At 43.4% G+C, this 19,601-nt stretch carries 18 protein-coding genes and 1 riboswitch; of the genes, 12 read left to right on the forward strand and 6 right to left on the reverse strand.

Annotated features, from left to right (window positions below; translation table 11 throughout):
* Positions 1 to 67: 67 nt before the first annotated feature.
* The 5 genes from liaF (at position 68) to tig (ending at position 4,437) form a co-directional block, all read left to right on the forward strand.
* Entirely contained in the window at positions 68 to 766 is a 699-nt protein-coding gene (liaF, locus tag Q4443_RS05790) for a cell wall-active antibiotics response protein LiaF (RefSeq protein WP_000714488.1), read from the forward strand.
* Positions 763 to 1,761: a sensor histidine kinase gene (locus Q4443_RS05795; protein WP_049519417.1), complete on the forward strand. Its 999-nt coding sequence runs from the start codon at positions 763 to 765 to the stop codon at positions 1,759 to 1,761. Before liaF ends, Q4443_RS05795 begins: the two co-directional genes overlap by 4 nt.
* A 10-nt stretch (positions 1,762 to 1,771) precedes the next feature.
* Positions 1,772 to 2,404 carry a response regulator transcription factor gene (locus Q4443_RS05800; RefSeq protein ID WP_044021303.1) on the forward strand — a complete coding sequence of 211 codons (633 nt, stop codon included), beginning with the start codon at positions 1,772 to 1,774 and terminating at the stop codon, positions 2,402 to 2,404.
* Positions 2,405 to 3,061 (forward strand): DNA alkylation repair protein, encoded by a 657-nt coding sequence (locus Q4443_RS05805; protein ID WP_049519415.1) that lies wholly within the window; start codon positions 2,405 to 2,407, stop codon positions 3,059 to 3,061.
* A gap of 92 nt (positions 3,062 to 3,153) precedes the next feature.
* Positions 3,154 to 4,437 (forward strand): trigger factor, encoded by a 1,284-nt coding sequence (tig, locus tag Q4443_RS05810; protein WP_049519414.1) that lies wholly within the window; start codon positions 3,154 to 3,156, stop codon positions 4,435 to 4,437.
* Positions 4,438 to 4,484: 47 nt separating this feature from the next.
* On the opposite strand, the gene Q4443_RS05815 is transcribed toward tig, so the two are convergent.
* The 3 genes from Q4443_RS05815 to rnhC form a co-directional block, all read right to left on the reverse strand.
* On the reverse strand, positions 4,485 to 6,854 hold the full coding sequence (locus Q4443_RS05815) for an ATP-dependent RecD-like DNA helicase (RefSeq protein WP_049519412.1): 2,370 nt from the start codon (positions 6,852 to 6,854) through the stop codon (positions 4,485 to 4,487).
* Positions 6,855 to 6,980: 126 nt separating this feature from the next.
* Complete coding sequence (gene lepB / locus Q4443_RS05820) at positions 6,981 to 7,595, reverse strand: signal peptidase I (RefSeq protein ID WP_049519411.1); 615 nt, start codon at positions 7,593 to 7,595, stop codon at positions 6,981 to 6,983.
* A 3-nt stretch (positions 7,596 to 7,598) separates the two neighbouring features.
* Positions 7,599 to 8,480 (reverse strand): ribonuclease HIII, encoded by an 882-nt coding sequence (gene rnhC, locus Q4443_RS05825; protein WP_049519410.1) that lies wholly within the window; start codon positions 8,478 to 8,480, stop codon positions 7,599 to 7,601.
* 86 nt (positions 8,481 to 8,566) lie between these two features.
* Between rnhC and zapA the strand changes: the two genes are divergently transcribed.
* The 7 genes from zapA (at position 8,567) to Q4443_RS05860 (ending at position 16,282) form a co-directional block, all read left to right on the forward strand.
* Positions 8,567 to 8,869: a cell division protein ZapA gene (gene zapA / locus Q4443_RS05830; RefSeq protein WP_000002028.1), complete on the forward strand. Its 303-nt coding sequence runs from the start codon at positions 8,567 to 8,569 to the stop codon at positions 8,867 to 8,869.
* A complete protein-coding gene (locus Q4443_RS05835) occupies positions 8,866 to 9,414 on the forward strand; it encodes a CvpA family protein (RefSeq protein ID WP_049519409.1) in 549 nt (182 codons plus the stop codon). Before zapA ends, Q4443_RS05835 begins: the two co-directional genes overlap by 4 nt.
* Positions 9,415 to 9,514: 100 nt before the next feature.
* Positions 9,515 to 11,851: an endonuclease MutS2 gene (locus Q4443_RS05840; RefSeq protein WP_049519408.1), complete on the forward strand. Its 2,337-nt coding sequence runs from the start codon at positions 9,515 to 9,517 to the stop codon at positions 11,849 to 11,851.
* A gap of 165 nt (positions 11,852 to 12,016) precedes the next feature.
* Positions 12,017 to 12,105, forward strand: a riboswitch (glycine riboswitch).
* Between the two features lie 89 nt (positions 12,106 to 12,194).
* Positions 12,195 to 13,517 carry a sodium:alanine symporter family protein gene (locus Q4443_RS05845; protein ID WP_042902842.1) on the forward strand — a complete coding sequence of 441 codons (1,323 nt, stop codon included), beginning with the start codon at positions 12,195 to 12,197 and terminating at the stop codon, positions 13,515 to 13,517.
* 130 nt (positions 13,518 to 13,647) lie between these two features.
* Positions 13,648 to 14,196: a carboxymuconolactone decarboxylase family protein gene (locus tag Q4443_RS05850; RefSeq protein WP_000206774.1), complete on the forward strand. Its 549-nt coding sequence runs from the start codon at positions 13,648 to 13,650 to the stop codon at positions 14,194 to 14,196.
* 14 nt (positions 14,197 to 14,210) lie between these two features.
* Positions 14,211 to 15,275 carry an acyl-CoA dehydrogenase family protein gene (locus tag Q4443_RS05855; protein ID WP_042902841.1) on the forward strand — a complete coding sequence of 355 codons (1,065 nt, stop codon included), beginning with the start codon at positions 14,211 to 14,213 and terminating at the stop codon, positions 15,273 to 15,275.
* A 107-nt stretch (positions 15,276 to 15,382) separates the two neighbouring features.
* Positions 15,383 to 16,282, forward strand: coding sequence for a TDT family transporter (locus Q4443_RS05860; protein WP_042902840.1), 900 nt, complete (start codon positions 15,383 to 15,385; stop codon positions 16,280 to 16,282).
* Between the two features lie 23 nt (positions 16,283 to 16,305).
* Here Q4443_RS05860 and serS read toward each other — a convergent pair whose 3' ends face one another.
* The 3 genes from serS to Q4443_RS05875 all read right to left on the reverse strand — a co-directional run bounded on the left by serS (position 16,306) and on the right by Q4443_RS05875 (position 19,532).
* A complete protein-coding gene (gene serS, locus Q4443_RS05865; RefSeq protein ID WP_049519407.1) occupies positions 16,306 to 17,580 on the reverse strand; it encodes a serine--tRNA ligase in 1,275 nt (424 codons plus the stop codon).
* A gap of 213 nt (positions 17,581 to 17,793) precedes the next feature.
* The gene (locus tag Q4443_RS05870; protein WP_049519405.1) at positions 17,794 to 18,165 is read right to left on the reverse strand and encodes a DUF956 family protein; all 372 of its coding nucleotides are present in this window, start codon (positions 18,163 to 18,165) and stop codon (positions 17,794 to 17,796) included.
* 2 nt (positions 18,166 to 18,167) lie between these two features.
* A complete protein-coding gene (locus Q4443_RS05875; RefSeq protein WP_000869634.1) occupies positions 18,168 to 19,532 on the reverse strand; it encodes an aspartate kinase in 1,365 nt (454 codons plus the stop codon).
* Positions 19,533 to 19,601 lie beyond the last annotated feature (69 nt).

The raw sequence follows: 19,601 nt of genomic DNA on the forward strand, positions 1-19,601 counted from the left end.
TTTTTCCATCCTCAGACCGAGGTGACTTTTTTGAATTGTGATAAAATAGAAGGGAGAGGATGCATCTATGAAAAAATTTCAAATCTTTTTATTTATTGAAGCCTGTCTGTTGACGGGAGCTCTGATTTTGATGGTATCAGAGCATTTTTCGCGTTTTTTGCTGATTCTATTCCTCTTTTTGCTTTTGCTCCGCTATTATACAGGGAAAGAAGGCAATAATGTTTTCCTCCTTGTGGCAACCATTCTTTTCTTTTTCATCGTCATGCTCAATCCCTTTGTGATATTAGCTATCTTTGTGGCAGTTATCTATAGTCTCTTTCTTCTCTATCCGATGATGAATCAAGAAAGAGAGGAGACGGACTTGGTCTTTGAAGAGGTGGTGACGGTTAAAAATGAACGCAATCCTTGGTTTGGTAATCTCCATCATTTCTCTAGCCATCAGACCTGCCAGTTTGACGATATCAATCTCTTTCGCCTCATGGGCAAGGACACCATTCATTTGGAAAGAGTTATTCTAACTAATCATGACAATGTCATTATCCTTAGAAAGATGGTCGGAACGACTAGAATTATAGTACCTGTAGATGTGGAAATCAGCCTCAGTGTCAACTGCCTCTATGGAGATCTTACCTTCCTTCATCAACCTAAGAAATCCCTTCGCAATGAACACTATCATCAGGAAACCAGGGACTATCTAAAGAGTAACAAGAGCGTCAAAATTTTCCTAACTACTATGGTTGGCGATGTGGAGGTGGTCAGAGGATGAAAAAGCAATCGTATCTGTTAATCGGCCTGACTTCTTTCCTCGTTATCCTCTTTTTGACCAATAGTCTACTTGATATTCTCAATCTTGATTGGTCCTATTTGCTACAGGATATTGAGAAGGCAGAAAAACTCATCTTCTTGACCTTGGTCTTTAGCCTTTCCATGACCTTCTTTTTTGTCCTCTTTTGGCGCGTGATAGAAGAAGTCTCTCGCAGAAAAATGCAGATCAATCTCAAGCGACTGCTAGCAGGAAAAGAGGTGGTTGCATTTGCAGATCCGGACTTGGATGCCAGTTTCAAATCCTTGTCTGGCAAGCTCAACCTCTTGACAGAGGCTGTTCAAAAGGCTGAAAATCAAGGCCTGGTCAGGGAAGAAGCAATCATCGAGAAAGAACGGAAGCGGATAGCACGTGACTTACATGATACGGTTAGTCAGGAGTTGTTTGCGGCCCATATGATTTTATCAGGTGTCAGTCAGCAGGCTTTGAAGCTGGATAGAGAAAAGATGCAGACCCAGTTGCAAAGTGTCGCAGCCATCCTAGAGACTGCCCAGAAAGATTTGCGGGTCTTGCTCTTGCATTTGCGACCAGTTGAGTTGGAAGAGAAGAGTTTGATTGAGGGGATTCAAATCCTCTTAAAAGAGCTTGAGGACAAGAGTGATCTCAAGGTTAGTCTCAAGCAAAATGTGTCTAAATTGCCCAAGAAAATCGAAGAGCATATCTTCCGCATTTTGCAGGAATTGATTAGCAATACCCTTCGCCATGCCCAGGCATCTTGTTTGGATGTCTACCTCTATCAGACAGATGTTGAATTGCAGCTGAAGGTGGTGGATAATGGGATTGGTTTCCTGTTGGGGAGTTTAGATGACTTGAGTTATGGACTGCGAAACATCAAGGAGCGAGTCGAAGATATGGCAGGAACGGTTCAACTCTTGACAGCACCTAAGCAAGGACTGGCGGTCGATATCCGTATTCCCCTGTTAGATAAGGAATCATAAAGGAGTAGAGATGAAAATTTTACTGGTAGATGACCATGAAATGGTCCGATTGGGCTTGAAAAGCTATTTTGACCTCCAAGACGATGTAGAAGTTGTGGGCGAAGCTGCCAATGGGGCTCAAGGTATTGACTTGGCCTTGGAATTGCGTCCAGATGTCATTGTCATGGATATTGTCATGCCTGAGATAAATGGGATTGATGCAACCTTGTCCATCCTCAAAGAATGGCCTGAAGCCAAGATTTTGATTGTGACCTCTTACTTGGACAATGAAAAAATCATGCCAGTCTTGAACGCTGGTGCCAAAGGTTATATGCTCAAGACTTCTAGTGCAGACGAACTGCTTCATGCAGTTCGTAAGGTTGCTGCTGGGGAGTTGGCCATTGAGCAAGAAGTTAGTAAGAAAGTCGAATACCACCGCAATCATATAGAGCTTCATGAAGAACTGACTGCGCGTGAGCGAGACGTGCTTCAACTCATCGCCAAGGGCTATGAAAATCAGCGCATTGCAGATGAACTCTTTATCTCCCTAAAGACGGTGAAGACCCATGTATCCAACATCCTAGCCAAGCTTGAGGTCAGCGATCGCACTCAGGCTGCAGTCTATGCCTTTCAGCACCACTTGGTAGGGCAGGAGGATTTTTAGATGAATCTTACAGATTTACTTGTGGAGCTAGAAGCGGGAAAAGACCCTGAGAAAGCAGGCCCAATGGAAGCCTATATGCGCCATCAGTTTCCCTTTCTAGGTATTGCAGGTCCTGAAAGAAATTCACTCTATAAAAAGTATTTTCCAGAAGCGAAAAAAACAAAGATTATCGATTGGGATTTTGTAGACACTTGCTGGGAAAAGGAGCCTAGAGAATACCAATATGTGGCTGCCAACTATTTGAAAGCCATGCAGACTTATCTAACGAAGGACGATTTGCCTAAGCTTGAGCGCCTGGTCGTGACCAAGTCTTGGTGGGACACAGTAGATATCCTAGATCGAGTAGTAGGAAGTTTGGTGGCTAACCATCCGGAACTTGAAGAAGTGCTTTTAAAATGGAGCCTATCAGACAATATCTGGCTGAGACGAGTTGCTATTGATCACCAGCTATTAAGAAAAGAGAAAACGGATGTTCAACTAATGGAAAAGATCCTGCTCAATAATCTGGACCAGCCAGAATTTTTTATCAATAAAGCCATCGGCTGGGCTCTAAGAGACTACTCTAAAACCAATCCGGAATGGGTATCAAGCTTCATCGAAAAAAACAAGGAAAGAATGTCTGAACTTAGTATCAGAGAAGCCAGTAAGTACCTCTAGAGTCATTGAAAAGCGCATTCATTACTTGAAAATTAACCGTAGTTTATGCTATAATAGACTGTATTTAAAAAATTTTAAGGAGAAATGACAGAATGTCTGTATCATTTGAAAACAAAGAAACAAACCGTGGAGTCTTGACTTTCACTATCTCTCAAGACCAAATCAAACCAGAATTGGACCGTGTCTTCAACTCAGTAAAGAAATCTCTTAACGTTCCAGGTTTCCGTAAAGGTCACCTTCCACGTCCTATCTTCGACCAAAAATTTGGTGAAGAAGCTCTTTATCAAGATGCAATGAACGCACTTTTGCCAAACGCTTATGAAGCTGCAGTAAAAGAAGCTGGTCTTGAAGTTGTTGCACAACCAAAAATTGACGTAACTTCAATGGAAAAAGGTCAAGACTGGGTTATCACTGCTGAAGTCGTGACAAAACCTGAAGTAAAATTGGGTGACTACAAAAACCTTGAAGTATCAGTAGATGTAGAAAAAGAAGTAACTGACGCTGACGTTGAAGAGCGTATCGAACGTGAACGCAACAACTTGGCTGAATTGGTTATCAAAGAAGGCGCTGCTGAAAATGGCGACACTGTTGTTATTGACTTCGTTGGTTCTATCGACGGTGTTGAGTTCGACGGCGGAAAAGGTGAAAACTTCTCACTTGGACTTGGATCAGGTCAATTTATCCCTGGTTTTGAAGACCAATTGGTTGGACACTCAGCTGGTGAAACTGTTGATGTTATCGTAACATTCCCAGAAGACTACCAAGCAGAAGACCTTGCAGGTAAAGAAGCTAAATTCGTAACAACTATCCACGAAGTAAAAGCTAAAGAAGTTCCAGCTCTTGATGATGAACTTGCAAAAGATATCGACGAAGAAGTGGAAACTCTTGACGAATTGAAAGAAAAATACCGCAAAGAATTGACTGCTGCAAAAGAAGAAGCATACAAAGATGCCGTTGAAGGTGCAGCAATCGATAAAGCTGTAGAAAATGCTGAAATCGTAGAACTTCCAGAAGAAATGATCCACGAAGAAGTTCACCGTTCAGTAAATGAATTCCTTGGAAACTTGCAACGTCAAGGTATCAACCCTGACATGTACTTCCAAATCACAGGAACTACTCAAGAAGACCTTCACAAACAATACGAAGCAGAGGCTGAGTCACGTACGAAGACTAACCTTGTTATCGAAGCAGTTGCCAAAGCTGAAGGATTTGACGCTTCAGAAGAAGAAATCCAAAAAGAAATCGAGCAATTAGCAGCAGATTACAACATGGAAGTGGCACAAGTTCAAAACTTGCTTTCAGCTGATATGTTGAAACACGATATCGCAATCAAAAAAGCTGTTGAATTGATCACAAGCACAGCAACTGTAAAATAATCTTAAAAGATAAAAAGCCCACCTGACTAGGTGGGTTTTCTGCTGGTCTATTTTCCAAAAATCTCTTTGAGGTCTGCGTCTGTAATCCCGATCATGGCTGGAATACTAGACCAGTTTTCCTCGGTGAGGATGTAGGATTGTTCAGAGTCACTTGCTGTGGTAGTTTCAGAGAAGGCTTGTTTACTTTCTTCAATATTATTTTCAATTAAATCACTGAAGCGCTCAATCAGATAGGTCTTGCGGGCAGTTCCGATATGCTTGACTGCATAGTCAAAGGCCTGTAATTCGCCAAGAAGGATGAGTTTGCTCTTGGCCCGTGTAATAGCTGTATAGATGAGATTGCGTTCCAGCATGCGCTTGCTGGAACTGGTGATGGGAAGGATGACAACGGGAAACTCACTTCCCTGCGACTTATGGATACTCATGGCATAGGCTAGACGAATTTTGTACCATTCGTTTCGAGGATAGATGACCTCATTGCCATCGAAATCAATGACAATCTCATCTTGTTTAGACTCGGTGTATTTTCCAGGAATCAAATCTGTGATGTAGCCTAGGTCTCCGTTAAAGACATTGACTTCGGCATCGTTGACTAGGTGAATGACCTTGTCACCTATTCGATAGTGACACTGAGTTGCTTCAAAGCTAACTTGCCCCTTTTGCTGAGGATTGAGCAGGTCTTGCATAAGCTGGTTGATGGCGTCAATGCCAGCAGTTCCTCGATACATAGGCGCTAGCACCTGAATATCGCGAGCCAAAATACCACTTCTGAGGGCAGCGCCAAGAATTTTCTCAATGGTAGCTGGGATATGGCCGCTAGCGATTTCAAAGTAGGAGCGGTCTGCTTTTTTCTGGGTAAAGTCGGCTGGCAAGATGCCTTGTCGAATCTGACTTGCCAAGGTGACGATGGTTGATTCCTCGTTCTGACGGTAAATCCGTTCTAAGCGAGTCTGGGGAATCAGTGCAATCTGGAGCAGGTCGGCCAGAACTTGGCCAGGACTGACAGAAGGTAGCTGGTCGCTGTCTCCCACGATGAGGATTTTACTGTTAGAAGAGATATTGGAGAAAAGTTGGTTGGCTAGCCAAGTATCCACCATGGAAAACTCATCTACAATGATAAAGTCGGCATCTAGATAATCTTCTAGATGGCTGGTATCATCGTCACCTGTCATTCCCAAATGACGGTGTATAGTAGCACTTGGCAATCCTGTCAATTCATTCATGCGCCGAGCTGCTCGACCAGTTGGGGCAGCGAGAAGAATAGGTAAGTTGCTCTTTTTCTTGAGATCGAGTCCTTCTAAGAGGGCATAAACAGCGATAATCCCATTGATAACAGTCGTCTTACCAGTACCAGGTCCGCCTGTTAGGATAAAGACCTTGTTCTGGATGGCGTCGTAGATAGCCTGTTTTTGAATGCTATCGTACTGAATCCCCAGTTCTTGCTCGACAGTAGAGATATGCTTGTGAATGCTTTCTAGATCTTGGCTCTTCTGTTTTCCTTTTTCAAGGATACGAACCAAGTGACTGCGGATGCCTTCTTCAGCGAAAAAGAGGCTATTATCAAAGATTTTGGTATCAATCTGCTGAACCTTGTCTTCTTCGATCAAATGAGATAATTCCTGAGCTACTTGGCTGGGATCGAGTTCCACGGGACGGGAAGACTCGAGGAGGGTAAGTGTCTGTTCCAGCAAATCACGGGCCTCCATATAGGTATCGCCCGTATCCATACAACCTTGAAAGAGACTGTGGACAAGGCCAGCACGGAAGCGCTCGGGAGCTTGGCTTTCGATACCTAGTTCGGCGGCTAATTGGTCAGCAATGGTAAAGCCCAAACCCTTGATATCCTCAACCAGTTGATAGGGATAATTTTCGACAATATCCAGCGTTTCTTCCTTGTAAAAGTCTTGAATCTGAAAGGCTAGTTTATTGGGAATGCCGTAGTTGGCCAGTTTTGCCAAAACCATCTCTGTCCCATAGTTGAGACGGAGGGTGGAGACAAAAGCCTCACGGTTTTTTGCAGAGAGTCCAGCAATACTTTCCAGCTTTTCAGGATGCTCCAGAATTTCGTCGATAGTGTTTTCACCATAGGTATCAACAATTTTCTGGGCAGTCTTGAGACCGATTCCCTTAAAATGGCTGCTAGAGAAATATTTGACCAAGCCCTTACTAGTGGGTTTTGCTCTCTCATAACGACTGATTTGTAGCTGTTCCCCATACTTGGGGTGCTGAACGATTTGCCCCCAAAAAGTATAGTCTTCGCCCTCAATCACGTCAGCCATGGTTCCTGTAACGATGATTTCAAAATCGTCAAAGTCCTCCGCATTGGTATCTTCGATATCTAAGAGGAGGATTCGATAGAAATTACTGACATTTTCAAAAATAATGCGTTCAATGGTGCCTGAAAAATAAACTTCCATAGGTTTCCTTTACATAAGTTCGTGAGAGTTGGTTCTTAGCAATTTTGAAAAAGCTAGATGATTAAAAATTTTTTCTCACAATAGAAAAAGAGACTGAGACTTAGCATTCTCGGCCTCTTCCTTATCTTAAAATGTTCCGATACGGTTAAGTGGCCAGAAACGGAATTTTGCTTCGCCTTTGATTTCGCTGGCCTTGAAGGTACCAACATGGCGGCTGTCGCTAGAGACTAGACGATCGTCACCAAGGAGAAGGTACTCACCTTGAGGGACAGTAAAGCTGAAGCTGGTATTGGAATTGACATCGACCGTAAAGGCTTGTGCTTTTTGAGCAAGTTCTCTAAAGTAGACTCCCTTATTGCCTTCAAATCCTTTGCCAGTATAGGTATTTTGCAACTTTTCTGTTTTGAACAAGTTGAGGTATTCAGCTAGGTAGGGTTCATCCGTTTCTTTATCGTTGATAAAGAGTTTGTCATTTTCGTAGCGGATGGTATCTCCAGGCATGCCGATGACCCTTTTGACAATATCTTTATTTCCGTCTTCCTCATGCGCAACCACGATGTCGAAGCGGTCAATTGGGAGATGTTTAACAACGAAGAGAACTTCTCCGTCGGCTAGGGTAGGGTCCATAGAGTGTCCTTCTACACGGACATTGCTCCAAAGAAAGATACGGCTAAGACCGACCAGTGCGATAATCAGGAAGAAAACTCCCCATTCTTTTAGAAATGTTTTAAACGAATTCATAATTTACCTTTCTAGAAGTGTTTTGGCTTTTTCAGTGTTTTTAAAATGCAGTTTGGCACAGAAACGAAGTCCTTTCATGCCATAGGCCTGAAGGATTTTGCTAGCAACCTTATCTGATGCAGTCCCAGCGCCACTTGGCAGTTGATAGCCTAGTTCTCGTCCTAGATTTTCCAAGTTTTCGAGGAAGAGATCCCGCGCGATGATAGAGCTAACTGCAACAGCTAGGTATTTGCCCTCAGCTTTTTCTTCCAAAGTGATCTTGTTTGGAAAATGATTGGCTTCTTGCGCCAAGTACTTGTCATAGTTTTTAGCGCTTGTAAAAGCGTCAATCACGATTTTCTCTGGCTGGACTCCTTTTTGAAGCAGGAGAAAAATAGCTTGGTTGTGAAGGGCAACCTTTACAGAAACAGCATTGTAACGCTCTCCGATAACTTCGTTGTACTTGCTAGGTGAAAGGAGGAGCGCTTGATGCTGGATCTTTTCCTTGAGGATAGGGGCAATCTGACGAATCTTTTGGTCTGTCAGAGTCTTAGAATCCCCCACACCCAGTTTTCGCAAGAAGTCATGCTGGTCAGGTGTTACGAAGGAAGCCACGACAGCCAACCCACCAAAGTAGGAACCATTTCCCACCTCATCGGTCCCAATCATAGGAAAATCTTGTCCACTGTTTTCTTGTTGAACTTGGTAGCCAAAGAAACTGGCGTACTGCTCAGCAGCTTCGCCTTGCAGGAGGACTTTTCCAGAAGTATAGATGGAAACAGTCGCCTGAGGGAAGCGCAAAAAATAGCGGATATAGGGATTTTTACTAGGAGCGAGAGCCTTCTGATACTGACTTAAAAAGCTCTGAATTTCCTGTTCACTTGGTGTGAGTGTGATACTTGCCATAGTCTCTATTGTACCACAAAAGCAGGAGAATTGGTAAAAACTGACAAAGTTAGCGAAATTTGGTATAATATCGTGAGGTGAATTTTATGGCAAATCTAAATCGATATAAGTTTACATTCGGGAAAAAGACATTAACCTTGACAACCGAGCATGACAACCTCTTTATGGAGGAAATTGCCAAGGTTGCGACTGAAAAATACCAAGCAATTAAAGAACAAATGCCTGGGGCGGATGATGAAACCATTGCGCTTCTTTTGGCGGTCAACTGTCTGTCTACACAGCTCAATCGTGAGATTGAATTTGATGACAAGGAGCAAGAGTTGTTAGAACTCCGCCACAAGTTGATTGCTGTCAAACAAGAACAGAGCAAGATTGAGGATTCCCTATGATTTCAATCCTACTCTTATTGGTTCTTGCTTGGGGCTTTTACATCGGTTACCGTAGAGGTTTGGTGCTGCAAGTTTATTATTTCCTCGTTGCAGTAATTTCAGCCTTTATTGCGGGACAGTTTTATAAATCACTGGGCGACCACTTCCACTTGCTTGTCCCTTATGCCAATCCTCAGGAAGGACAGGGAACCTTTTTCTTCCCTTCAGACCAGCTGTTTCATCTAGACAAGGTCTTTTATGCGGGTCTAGCCTATCTTCTAGTTTTTGGGATTTGCTACACTATCGGACGTTTTATCGGTTTGTTCCTGCACTTGATTCCAACTAAAAAGCTTGATGTCAAATGGTTGCGTATCGGATCAGGCGTTTTGTCTCTATTGGTAACCTTATTTGTCTTGCAAATGGCTCTGACCATCCTTGCAACAGTACCTCTGGCAGTCATTCAAAATTCACTCGAAAAAAGTATAGTAGCCAAACACATCATCCAAAGTGTCCCTTTTACGACAAACCTTATCAAACAACTTTGGGTGACAAATTTAATCGGATAAAAAGGGCGGGATTTTTCCTAGCCTTTTGTTTACAGATTGGACGACTAGGTCAAAACCTCTAGTTGCTATAATCTTGTAAACCAGCATACAAGGAAAGAATATGAATACAAAAATACTAGAAACCTTAGAATTTAATAAAATCAAAGCCTTGTTTGAACCGCATCTCTTGACAGAACAAGGACTAGAGGAGCTAAAAGGCTTGGCTCCAACTGCCAAGGTGGACAAGATCAAGCAAGCCTTTACAGAGATGGAGGAAATGCAAGCCCTTTTTGTGGAGCAACCCCACTTTACCATCCTAGCGACACGTGAGATTTCAGCTGTCTGTAAGCGTCTGGAGATGGGAGCGGACCTCAATATTGAGGAGTTCCTGCTCCTCAAACGAGTCTTGCTGGCTAGCAGAGAGTTGCAAGGCTTTTATACCAATCTCGAAAACGTACGCTTGGAGCAGTTGGCGAGATGGTTTGAAAAACTACATGATTTCCCACACTTGCAAGGGAGTCTCCAAGCCCTAAATGATGCAGGATTTATCGAAAATTTCGCCAGTGAAGAGCTAGCACGTATCCGTCGGAAAATCCATGATAGCGAGAGTCAAGTTCGAGATGTCTTGCAAGACTTACTCAAGCAAAAAGCGCAGATGTTGACGGAAGGCATAATCGCTAGCCGAAATGGCCGTCAAGTCTTACCAGTCAAGAACACCTATCGCAATAAGATTGCAGGTGTTGTCCATGACATCTCTGCCAGTGGAAACACGGTCTATATCGAGCCACGTGAGGTGGTCAAGCTGAGCGAAGAAATCGCTAGTCTGCGAGCTGACGAACGCTATGAGATGATTCGTATCCTGCAGGAGCTCTCGGAACGGATCCGTCCTCATGCTGCTGAGATTGCTAATGACGCTTGGATTATCGGCCATTTAGACTTGATTCGTGCCAAGGTGCGTTTTATTCAGGAAAGACAAGCAGTTGTTCCTCAACTTTCAGAGAATCAAGAGATTCAACTCCTTCATGTTCGCCATCCTTTGGTCAAAAATGCTGTCGCAAACGATGTACACTTTGGTAAGGAATTAACAGCCATTGTCATTACAGGTCCCAATACTGGTGGGAAGACCATCATGCTCAAAACTCTGGGCTTGACTCAACTTATGGCCCAATCTGGATTGCCCATTTTAGCTGATAAAGGAAGCCGTGTCGGTATTTTCGAGGAAATCTTCGCGGATATTGGGGATGAACAGTCTATTGAGCAGAGTTTGTCTACCTTCTCCAGCCACATGACCAATATCGTAGATATTCTTGGCAAGGTCAATCAACATTCACTCTTACTCTTGGATGAGTTGGGGGCAGGTACCGATCCGCAGGAGGGAGCAGCCCTTGCTATGGCTATTTTGGAGGATCTTCGTCTACGTCAGGTCAAGACCATGGCGACGACCCACTATCCAGAGCTCAAGGCCTATGGTATTGAAACAGCCTTTGTGCAAAATGCCAGCATGGAGTTTGATACAGCCAGCTTGCGTCCGACCTATCGCTTTATGCAGGGAGTTCCTGGTCGAAGCAATGCCTTTGAAATTGCCAAACGCCTAGGCTTGTCAGATGTCATCGTGGGAGATGCCAGCCAACAGGTTGATCAGGATAATGATGTCAATCGCATCATTGAGCAATTAGAAGAGCAAACGCTTGAAAGCCGTAAACGCTTGGACAATATTCGTGAGGTGGAGCAAGAAAACCTTAAGATGAACCGTGCTCTCAAAAAGCTCTACAATGAGCTCAATCGTGAAAAAGAAACCGAGCTCAACAAGGCGCGTGAACAAGCTGCCGAGATTGTGGAACTCGCTCTAAGTGAGAGTGACCAGATTCTCAAAAATCTCCATAGCAAGTCTCAACTCAAACCCCATGAAATCATTGAAGCCAAGGCTGAGCTGAAAAAACTAGCTCCTGAAAAAGTCGACTTATCTAAAAACAAGGTCCTTCAAAAAGCCAAGAAAAAACGAGCTCCGAAGGTGGGAGATGATATTGTGGTCCTCAGTTATGGTCAGCGTGGAACCTTGACCAATCAGCTTAAGGACGGCCGTTGGGAAGCCCAAGTCGGTTTAATCAAGATGACCTTGGAAGAGAAAGAATTTGACCTTGTTCAGGCTCAGCAAGAAGCCCCAGTCAAGAAAAAACAAGTCAATGTCGTCAAACGAGCTTCTGGTCGTGGTCCGCAAGCGAGACTGGATCTCCGAGGTAAACGGTACGAAGAGGCTATGAATGAGCTGGACGACTTTATCGACCAAGCCCTGCTTAATAACATGGCGCAAGTCGACATCATCCACGGTATCGGTACGGGAGTCATCCGTGAGGGCGTCACCAAATACCTGCAAAGAAACAAGCATGTCAAGAGTTTTGGCTATGCTCCACAGAATGCTGGAGGCAGTGGCGCCACCATTGTGACCTTTAAAGGTTAAAAAAGAGTACGTCTCTTTTTTTGAAAAAGAAGTGAAAATCCATCTTTTTTCAAATAATATATTGACAAAGACTAACTTTTCTTGTAAAATAATAAAAAATTAAATACCAACACCGAATGAAGTTTAATAGAAGTGGAGAAAGGTTTGTTTTCCATGACTGTAAATGGACGGAACTCTGGAGAGACCGTAAAGGCACCGAAGGGGCAAGGCAGGCAACTGCTCAAACTCTCAGGTAAAAGGACAGAGCTAGGATAGACCGCTTTTTGGCATTTATCTAAGCATTCCAGAGTACATGTATCTTGCATGTGCTCTTTCTTTTGGGGTTGAATGATAGGAGAAGGATATGTTAGAATTGCTTAAAGCGCTTGATGCTTTCGTTTGGGGGCCTCCCCTCTTGATCTTATTGGTCGGAACGGGTATCTATTTGACCATCCGACTAGGCCTTTTGCAGGTGGCTCGTCTCCCTAAGTCCTTTCAGTTGATCTTTACCAAGGATAAGGGGCATGGCGATGTGTCGAGCTTTGCTGCTCTCTGTACGGCTCTAGCAGCCACAGTTGGTACGGGAAATATCATCGGGGTAGCGACAGCCATTAAGGTTGGAGGACCAGGGGCCCTCTTTTGGATGTGGATGGCAGCCTTCTTTGGGATGGCGACCAAATATGCCGAAGGCTTGCTAGCCATCAAATATCGCACAAAGGATGCAAATGGAGCTGTAGCTGGAGGACCCATGCATTACATCCTTTTGGGGATGGGAGAAAAGTGGCGTCCACTTGCTATCTTCTTTGCCCTAGCGGGTGTATTGGTAGCCCTTCTAGGGATTGGTACCTTTACCCAAGTCAATTCGATTACAGAATCCATTCAAAATACAGCCCAAGTTGATCCAGCTATCACAGCTCTGATTTTATCCATTCTGGTGGGTATTGCCGTCTTTGGTGGCCTCAAATCCATATCAAAAGTTTCGACAGCAGTTGTTCCTTTTATGGCTATTGTCTATATTTTAGGGACTCTTACAGTTATTCTCTTTAATATCGAGAAAATCCCAGCCACACTTGCCCTGATTTTTACTTCAGCCTTTAGTCCAGCTGCTGCGGTAGGCAGTTTTGCAGGTGCCAGCATTCGGATGGCTATCCAGAATGGTGTGGCGCGAGGAGTCTTCTCTAACGAATCTGGTCTTGGTTCTGCTCCCATTGCAGCGGCTGCGGCTAAGACAAATGAGCCTGTCGAGCAAGGCTTGATTTCCATGACAGGAACCTTTATTGATACCCTTATTATCTGTACGTTGACTGGTTTAACAATCTTGGTAACTGGTGTTTGGAGTGGTGATTTGAATGGAGTTGCCTTGACTCAGTCAGCCTTCTCTACAGTTTTTTCACACTTTGGACCTGCCCTCTTGACCATCTTCCTTGTACTCTTTGCCTTTACGACGATTCTCGGATGGAACTACTACGGAGAACGCTGTTTTGAGTTTCTCTTTGGTGTTCGTTTTATCTGGCTCTATCGTGTAGTCTTTGTAGTCATGGTCTTGTTGGGAGGATTTATTGAGTTGGATATGGTCTGGATTATCGCAGATATCGTCAATGCCTTGATGGCTTTACCAAACTTGATTGCCCTCTTAGTCTTGTCGCCAGTCGTCATTGCTGAGACTAAAAAGTATTTTAAACACTAATCCAATCACACTTTTGGTGTGATTTTTTCATTTCATAAACATTTCCTATCAAGGCGATTGAAAATATATATTATCCAAGTGGAAAATTCTATGATAGACTAAATGACAATAAAATGAAAAGAGGTTTCTTATGACAACATTTACCATCCACACAGTAGAATCAGCACCAGCAGAAGTAAAAGAAGTTCTTGAAACAGTACAAAAAGATAATAATGGCTATATTCCCAACCTAATCGGTCTCTTGGCCAATGCCCCAACCGCGCTTGAAGCCTACCGAACTGTCGGAGCCATCAACCGCCGCAATAGTCTGACACCAGTGGAACGCGAAGTAGTACAAATCACAGCTGCCGTAACCAATGGTTGTGCTTTCTGCGTCGCAGGTCACACAGCCTTTTCAATCAAACAAATCCAGATGAATGATGATCTTCTACAAGCACTCCGCAACCGTACTCCAATCGAGACAGATCCAAAACTAGATACTCTAGCTAAGTTTACCTTGGCGGTCATCAATACCAAAGGGCGTGTAGGAGATGAAGCCTTGGCTGAATTTTTGGAAGCTGGCTACACGCAACAAAATGCCTTGGATGTGGTTCTGGGTGTTAGTCTTGCTAGCCTTTGCAACTATGCCAACAACCTAGCTAATACGCCTATTAACCCAGAATTACAACCTTATGCATAAAAGGAGGAAAGAGTATGGGATTTTTTTCCGAAGAGTTTTTGAGCTGGTTGGACCAACATGCTGATGAAATTGATAAACAGTCTTGTGAGGCTGGAGAGCAACTGATTGAAAGGATTGCAGCAGAAGGGGCTTTTCGTGTAGGTGTTCCAGAATCTCTCGGCGGTTCAGGCGGAAGTGATCAAGATGTCATTGATATCCTTGCAGAGCTCGCTCAACATTCCTTGACGGCCTCCTTTATTTCTTGGGGACAACGCACCCTAATTGACAATATTATCCATTCAGAGAATTCCTATTTGAAAGAAAACTATCTGGAAAAACTCTTGTCTGGTGAATATGCAGGCGCAACTGCTCTGTCTAATGCGGTCAAGTATTTATCTGATTTAGAAGAGCTGAATGTTTATATCGTCGAAGAAAATGGACAATTTTATCTAAAAGGGCGACTGCCATGGGTAACCAATGCCCGTAGAAATCGTTTTTTAACCATTTTTGTAGCAGGATTTGCAGATGATCCAAGTAAAAGTTATGTGGTGGCTGTGCCATCAGATGCAGAGAATTTTAGTCGTTCGGAAGACTTAGAATTCGTTTCTCTTCAGGGAGGAAACACGGCTGCTTTGACATTTAATCGGGCTCCTTTAAAAGAAGAGTGGATTCTATCCAAGAATGCTAAAGAATTTTTAACTCAAAATCGTCCCGCTTTTTTAGGTTACCAATTTGGTTTAGCCTTTGGTTTAGCTGAACGTTCTCTATCAGAAGTAGAAAAAGAATTGGGGAAACGAAGTGTATTAACAGATGAGTGGAAGTATCAGGTAGAGCAGTTAGGTGTTATTCGGAAGGCTCTTTATCAGGGATTGGCTGACCGTTCCTATTTCGTTACCAATCCGCGTGAACTCTTTCAGTTAAGAATAGATATTGTGGATGTGGTTGCTCAGAGTCTGCTATTAGAGTTACAAGCTGGTGGAGGTAGAGGTTACTTTAGCAAATCAACATCTGGCTTTATCCGTCGTTGGAATGAAGGAGCCTTTCTTCCAATTGTTTCTCCAAGCGCTGTTCAGTTGCGCCATATCTTAGCAACGAGTTAAAAAAAAGTAGAATAAAAACGAAGTTTGAATTTCCAACTTCGTTTTTTAAGTCCTCATTTAAGCGCTTTTATGCTATACTAATAATAACATGATTATTGGAGGATCGGATGAAAAAGCTCCCCTTGGTATTCTCTGGCTGTTTATTAGGTTTAGCAGGTGCAGGAAATCTGATTGCAGATACTTGGCCAGTTCTGTCGCATTTATTGAGTCTGACTGGTTTGGTGCTGTGGATTTTCTTTCTGATTCTTCATCTTTTTAGTTGGGAAGAAACCAAGAAAGAATTGACTAAGCCCCCTCTTTTATCTGGGATGGCCACTTTTCCTATGGCTGGGATGATTTTATCGACCTATGTCTTTCGCGTGTTCCCTGCTCTTCCTATAGTAGCACAAGGGATCTGGTGGTTTTCCTTTCTCTTGGATTTGGCTTTGATTGCTACTTTTACCATCAAATTTGCCTGTCCAGGTCGGAAGGTCAATGCGACTCCAAGCTGGACGGTGCTCTATGTGGGGATAGCAGTAGCGGCCTTGACCTATCCTCTGGTAGGCATTATTGAGATTGCCTATGCGACCTTGAGTTTTGGTTTTGTCTTGACCTTCTATCTCTATCCCCTTATTTATAGCGATTTAAAGAAATCTCCACTCCCAGTGGCCTTGCTTGGACAGGAAGGAATCTACTGTGCTCCCTTTTCCCTACTCTTAGCTTCTCTAGTTCGAGTTGGAGGAGCAGGCCTACCGACTTGGCTCTTGATTGTCATGATTTTGGCATCTCAATCCTTCTTTTTCTTTGTTTTGACTCGCCTGCCCAATATTTTAAAACAAGGCTTTCAACCAGCCTTCTCAGCCCTCACCTTCCCAACCATTATCACAGCTACCTCGCTCAAGATGGCTCAGGGAATTTTGAAACTTCCATTTCTGGATTATCTGGTCTTGGCTGAAACCGTTATTTGCCTCACTATTTTATTCTTTGTCTTGGGTGCTTATCTGATTTGGTTACGAAAAAAGGTCTAGCTAGAAATAGCTAGGCCTTATTTTTATGGTTTGATAACTTCAGCGCCACCCATGTATGGACGAAGTGCTTCTGGAATAGTTACAGAACCATCTGCATTTTGATAGTTCTCAAGAATAGCAGCAACCGTACGTCCAACTGCAAGTCCAGAACCGTTCAAGGTGTGAAGGAGTTTAACCTTGCCATCGGCTTCATCACGGTAACGGATTTGGGCACGACGGGCTTGGAAATCTTCTGTATTTGAACAGCTTGAGATTTCACGATAGGTATTTTGTGCTGGAATCCAAACTTCCAAGTCATAAGTCTTGGCAGCTGAGAAGCCCATATCCCCAGTAGAGAGGGCAACGACACGGTATGGAAGGTTGAGTTTTTGAAGGATGTTTTCAGCGTTTGCTGTCATTTTTTCCAATTCTTCGTATGATTCTTCTGGTTTGGCAAATTTGACCATTTCAACCTTGTGGAATTGGTGCAGACGAATCAAACCACGTGTATCACGACCAGCAGAACCAGCCTCAGAACGGAATGATGGACTCATAGCGGTAAAGTAGATTGGTAGGTCTTTACCGTCAAGGATTTCATCACGGTAGTAGTTTGTCAGAGGCACTTCAGCCGTAGGAATAAGGACATAATTAGTGTCTTTCAATTCAAAAGTATCATCCTTAAATTTTGGATAATTTCCGGTACCAAACATAGAATCATGGTTAACCATGTAAGGTGTGATGACTTCCGTATAGCCTTCCTTGCCATGCTCATCCAACATGAAGTTGTAGATAGCACGTTCCAAACGAGCACCGAGTCCTTTATAGAAGAGGAAGCGAGCGCCTGTTACTTTACCGCCACGTTCCCAGTCAAGGATACCCAAGTCTTCACCAAGATCCCAGTGAGCTTTTGGTTCGAAGTCAAACTCGCGCGGAGTCCCCCAACGACGGACTTCCACATTGTCATCTTCATCAGCTCCAACAGGAACGCTGTCGGCAGGGATGTTTGGAAGAGTAGTGGTAAATTCTGTCAATTTAGCATCGATGTCCGCCAATTCAGCATCCAAGGCTTTGACTTCAGCAGATAGGGTTTGCATTGCAGCAATCTTGTCATCGGCATTTTCCTTGTTACGCTTAGCTTGGGCAATCTCAGCAGAAACTGTGTTACGTTCTGCTTTTAGAGTTTCAACCTTGACCAAGATGTCACGACGTTTAGCATCGATATCTTTCATCTCATTTAAGACAGCAGCATCTACACCACGTGTAGCTAATTTTTCAGCAACAGCATCAAAATCTGTGCGAATACGTTTAATATCTAACATAAGAACTCCTTTATGAAAAAAGCACACCTGACAAAGCGTTGGAGTGGCAGGGCCACGGTTCCATCCAACTTCACAGGTGTGCACTTGATTGTGTATGTAATTGTTACTAACGGTAGAATTTCACCTATCCCTCCTATCTGCTCGCAGCACCCGCAGACTTTCTGAAAGAAGGAGATAACCTACTTATCCGTTGCTATGATTATACTAAAGTTTCTACTTTTTTGCAAATAGATTTTTAAGTTTTTGTCCAATGGTCTGGAGTAGAGTCGGAAGTTTCACAACCTTATCGTTTCCTAATTTTTCACGAGCGATTTTGAGGATAGTCCCAGAGTCTTTTGAGGCAAAGAGGAATTTTCCTTGATCAGTGAAGACTTCAAAGTGACGGCTGATTTTGCGGCCACTTACGTTGGCTCCGATTTGTTGAATGCTGGACCAAGGGATTTGGATATATTGTTCGACATTGACATCAGGATAAAACTCTAAGGCTTGATCACCAACTAGAAATTTTCCAACTTTTCCAGAGATAGAGAGGTAAGATGTCCCAGTAGTTTGGAGGTCAATGACTTGATTGAGTGATTGGGCCATGATTAGTCTTCCTTACTTTCACCGAAAAAGGCATGATAGAGAGCCTTGATAGCTGCTTTTTCTTGCTCTTTATTGACAACAAACATGATGGAAACTTCACTTGAACCTTGGGACATCATCTGGATGTTGATTTTATTCTCAGACAAAGCACGTGTTGCAGTAGCAGTTACCCCGATATGGCTCTTCATCTTTTCTCCAACAATCATAATGATGGAAAGGTCATGTTCGATTTCAGCATGGTCCACTTCTGCCTTTTGAACGAGTTGACGTAGAATTTCTTCTTCTTTGATAGGAGTCAATTCGCGGGAGCGGAGGATGATTGAAAGATCGTCGATACCTGTAGGCATGTGTTCCCAACCGATGTTGAGGTCCTCAAGGATTTGCAGAACCTTGCGACCAAACCCGACTTCGCGGTTCATGAGGTATTTTGACATGTTGATGCTGACGAATCCTGAGTCACCCGCAATCCCTACTACTGGGAATTTATCACTACTGTGTTCTAAAACAATGCGTGTTCCTGGGTGGTCAGGGTTGTTGGTATTCTTGATGACAAGAGGAATTTTTCCTCGGTAGGCAGGAAGAAGGGCTTCGTCATGAAGAACTGAAAATCCAGCGTAAGCCAACTCACGCATTTCACGGTAGGTTAATTCAGGAATGGAGTGTGGTTGGTGGATAATACCAGGATGGGCAGCAAAGATACCATCTACGTCTGTAAAGTTCTCATAGAGATCAGCCTTAACACCTGCTGCAATGATAGAACCTGTGATATCTGAACCTCCACGTGAAAAAGTACAGATTTGATTTTCCTTAGTCACACCAAAGAAACCAGGGATGACAAGGACTTCGTTGCTATCAGCCAAGCCTTCAATCTTATCATAACTAGATGGAATGATACGTGCGTTTCCAGGTTCACTTGTGACAACGATCCCAGCTTCTCTTGGGTGAACATAGCGTGCATCGATACCGTTTTGGTTAAAGTAGGCTGCAATCAATTTGGCATTGTTATTTTCTCCAGCCGCTAGGAAGGTATCATAGAGAAATTCATTGTCCTCTATAGGAAGAGTTGCCAAGGCCCGAATACTTTTAGAGATTTTTTCTAAAACAGCAGGTTTTAACCCAAGTTCACTAACCATAGCGGCATAACGGTCAATGATCCAGCTTTGGCTAGCACTGATGTCATTTCCAGCCACATAGTCGCGATAGTATTTAATCAAGGCATCAGTTACCTTGGTATCTTCAGCATTGCGTTTGCCGGGTGCAGAAACGACTACAAAACGGCGTTCTTTATCACTTTTAACGATGTTTAAGACTTTTTCTAACTGACCAGCAGAGGCAAGCGAGCTTCCGCCAAATTTTACAACCTTCATAAGGACTCCTCAAGTAAGTATTTTATACGATTATAGCAGAAAGAGGGGCATTTTTCAATGAAGAAAATA

The sequence above is a fragment of the Streptococcus sp. GP0011 genome, assembly GCF_030546305.1.
Lineage (GTDB): Bacteria > Bacillota > Bacilli > Lactobacillales > Streptococcaceae > Streptococcus.

Bases quoted from the DNA above. Each gene is read 5' to 3' on its own strand.
- Q4443_RS05845 (WP_042902842.1), top strand. From the start codon at position 12,195: ATGTTAGAATTGCTTAAAGCGCTTGATGCTTTCGTTTGGGGGCCTCCC.
- Q4443_RS05805 (WP_049519415.1), top strand. From the start codon at position 2,405: ATGAATCTTACAGATTTACTTGTGGAGCTAGAAGCGGGAAAAGACCCT.
- serS (WP_049519407.1), bottom strand. From the start codon at position 17,580: ATGTTAGATATTAAACGTATTCGCACAGATTTTGATGCTGTTGCTGAA.
- Q4443_RS05850 (WP_000206774.1), top strand. From the start codon at position 13,648: ATGACAACATTTACCATCCACACAGTAGAATCAGCACCAGCAGAAGTA.
- Q4443_RS05870 (WP_049519405.1), bottom strand. From the start codon at position 18,165: ATGGCCCAATCACTCAATCAAGTCATTGACCTCCAAACTACTGGGACA.
- rnhC (WP_049519410.1), bottom strand. From the start codon at position 8,480: ATGGCAAGTATCACACTCACACCAAGTGAACAGGAAATTCAGAGCTTT.
- Q4443_RS05840 (WP_049519408.1), top strand. From the start codon at position 9,515: ATGAATACAAAAATACTAGAAACCTTAGAATTTAATAAAATCAAAGCC.
- liaF (WP_000714488.1), top strand. From the start codon at position 68: ATGAAAAAATTTCAAATCTTTTTATTTATTGAAGCCTGTCTGTTGACG.
- Q4443_RS05800 (WP_044021303.1), top strand. From the start codon at position 1,772: ATGAAAATTTTACTGGTAGATGACCATGAAATGGTCCGATTGGGCTTG.
- lepB (WP_049519411.1), bottom strand. From the start codon at position 7,595: ATGAATTCGTTTAAAACATTTCTAAAAGAATGGGGAGTTTTCTTCCTG.
- Q4443_RS05835 (WP_049519409.1), top strand. From the start codon at position 8,866: ATGATTTCAATCCTACTCTTATTGGTTCTTGCTTGGGGCTTTTACATC.
- Q4443_RS05860 (WP_042902840.1), top strand. From the start codon at position 15,383: ATGAAAAAGCTCCCCTTGGTATTCTCTGGCTGTTTATTAGGTTTAGCA.
- Q4443_RS05815 (WP_049519412.1), bottom strand. From the start codon at position 6,854: ATGGAAGTTTATTTTTCAGGCACCATTGAACGCATTATTTTTGAAAAT.
- Q4443_RS05795 (WP_049519417.1), top strand. From the start codon at position 763: ATGAAAAAGCAATCGTATCTGTTAATCGGCCTGACTTCTTTCCTCGTT.
- Q4443_RS05855 (WP_042902841.1), top strand. From the start codon at position 14,211: ATGGGATTTTTTTCCGAAGAGTTTTTGAGCTGGTTGGACCAACATGCT.
- Q4443_RS05875 (WP_000869634.1), bottom strand. From the start codon at position 19,532: ATGAAGGTTGTAAAATTTGGCGGAAGCTCGCTTGCCTCTGCTGGTCAG.
- tig (WP_049519414.1), top strand. From the start codon at position 3,154: ATGTCTGTATCATTTGAAAACAAAGAAACAAACCGTGGAGTCTTGACT.
- zapA (WP_000002028.1), top strand. From the start codon at position 8,567: ATGGCAAATCTAAATCGATATAAGTTTACATTCGGGAAAAAGACATTA.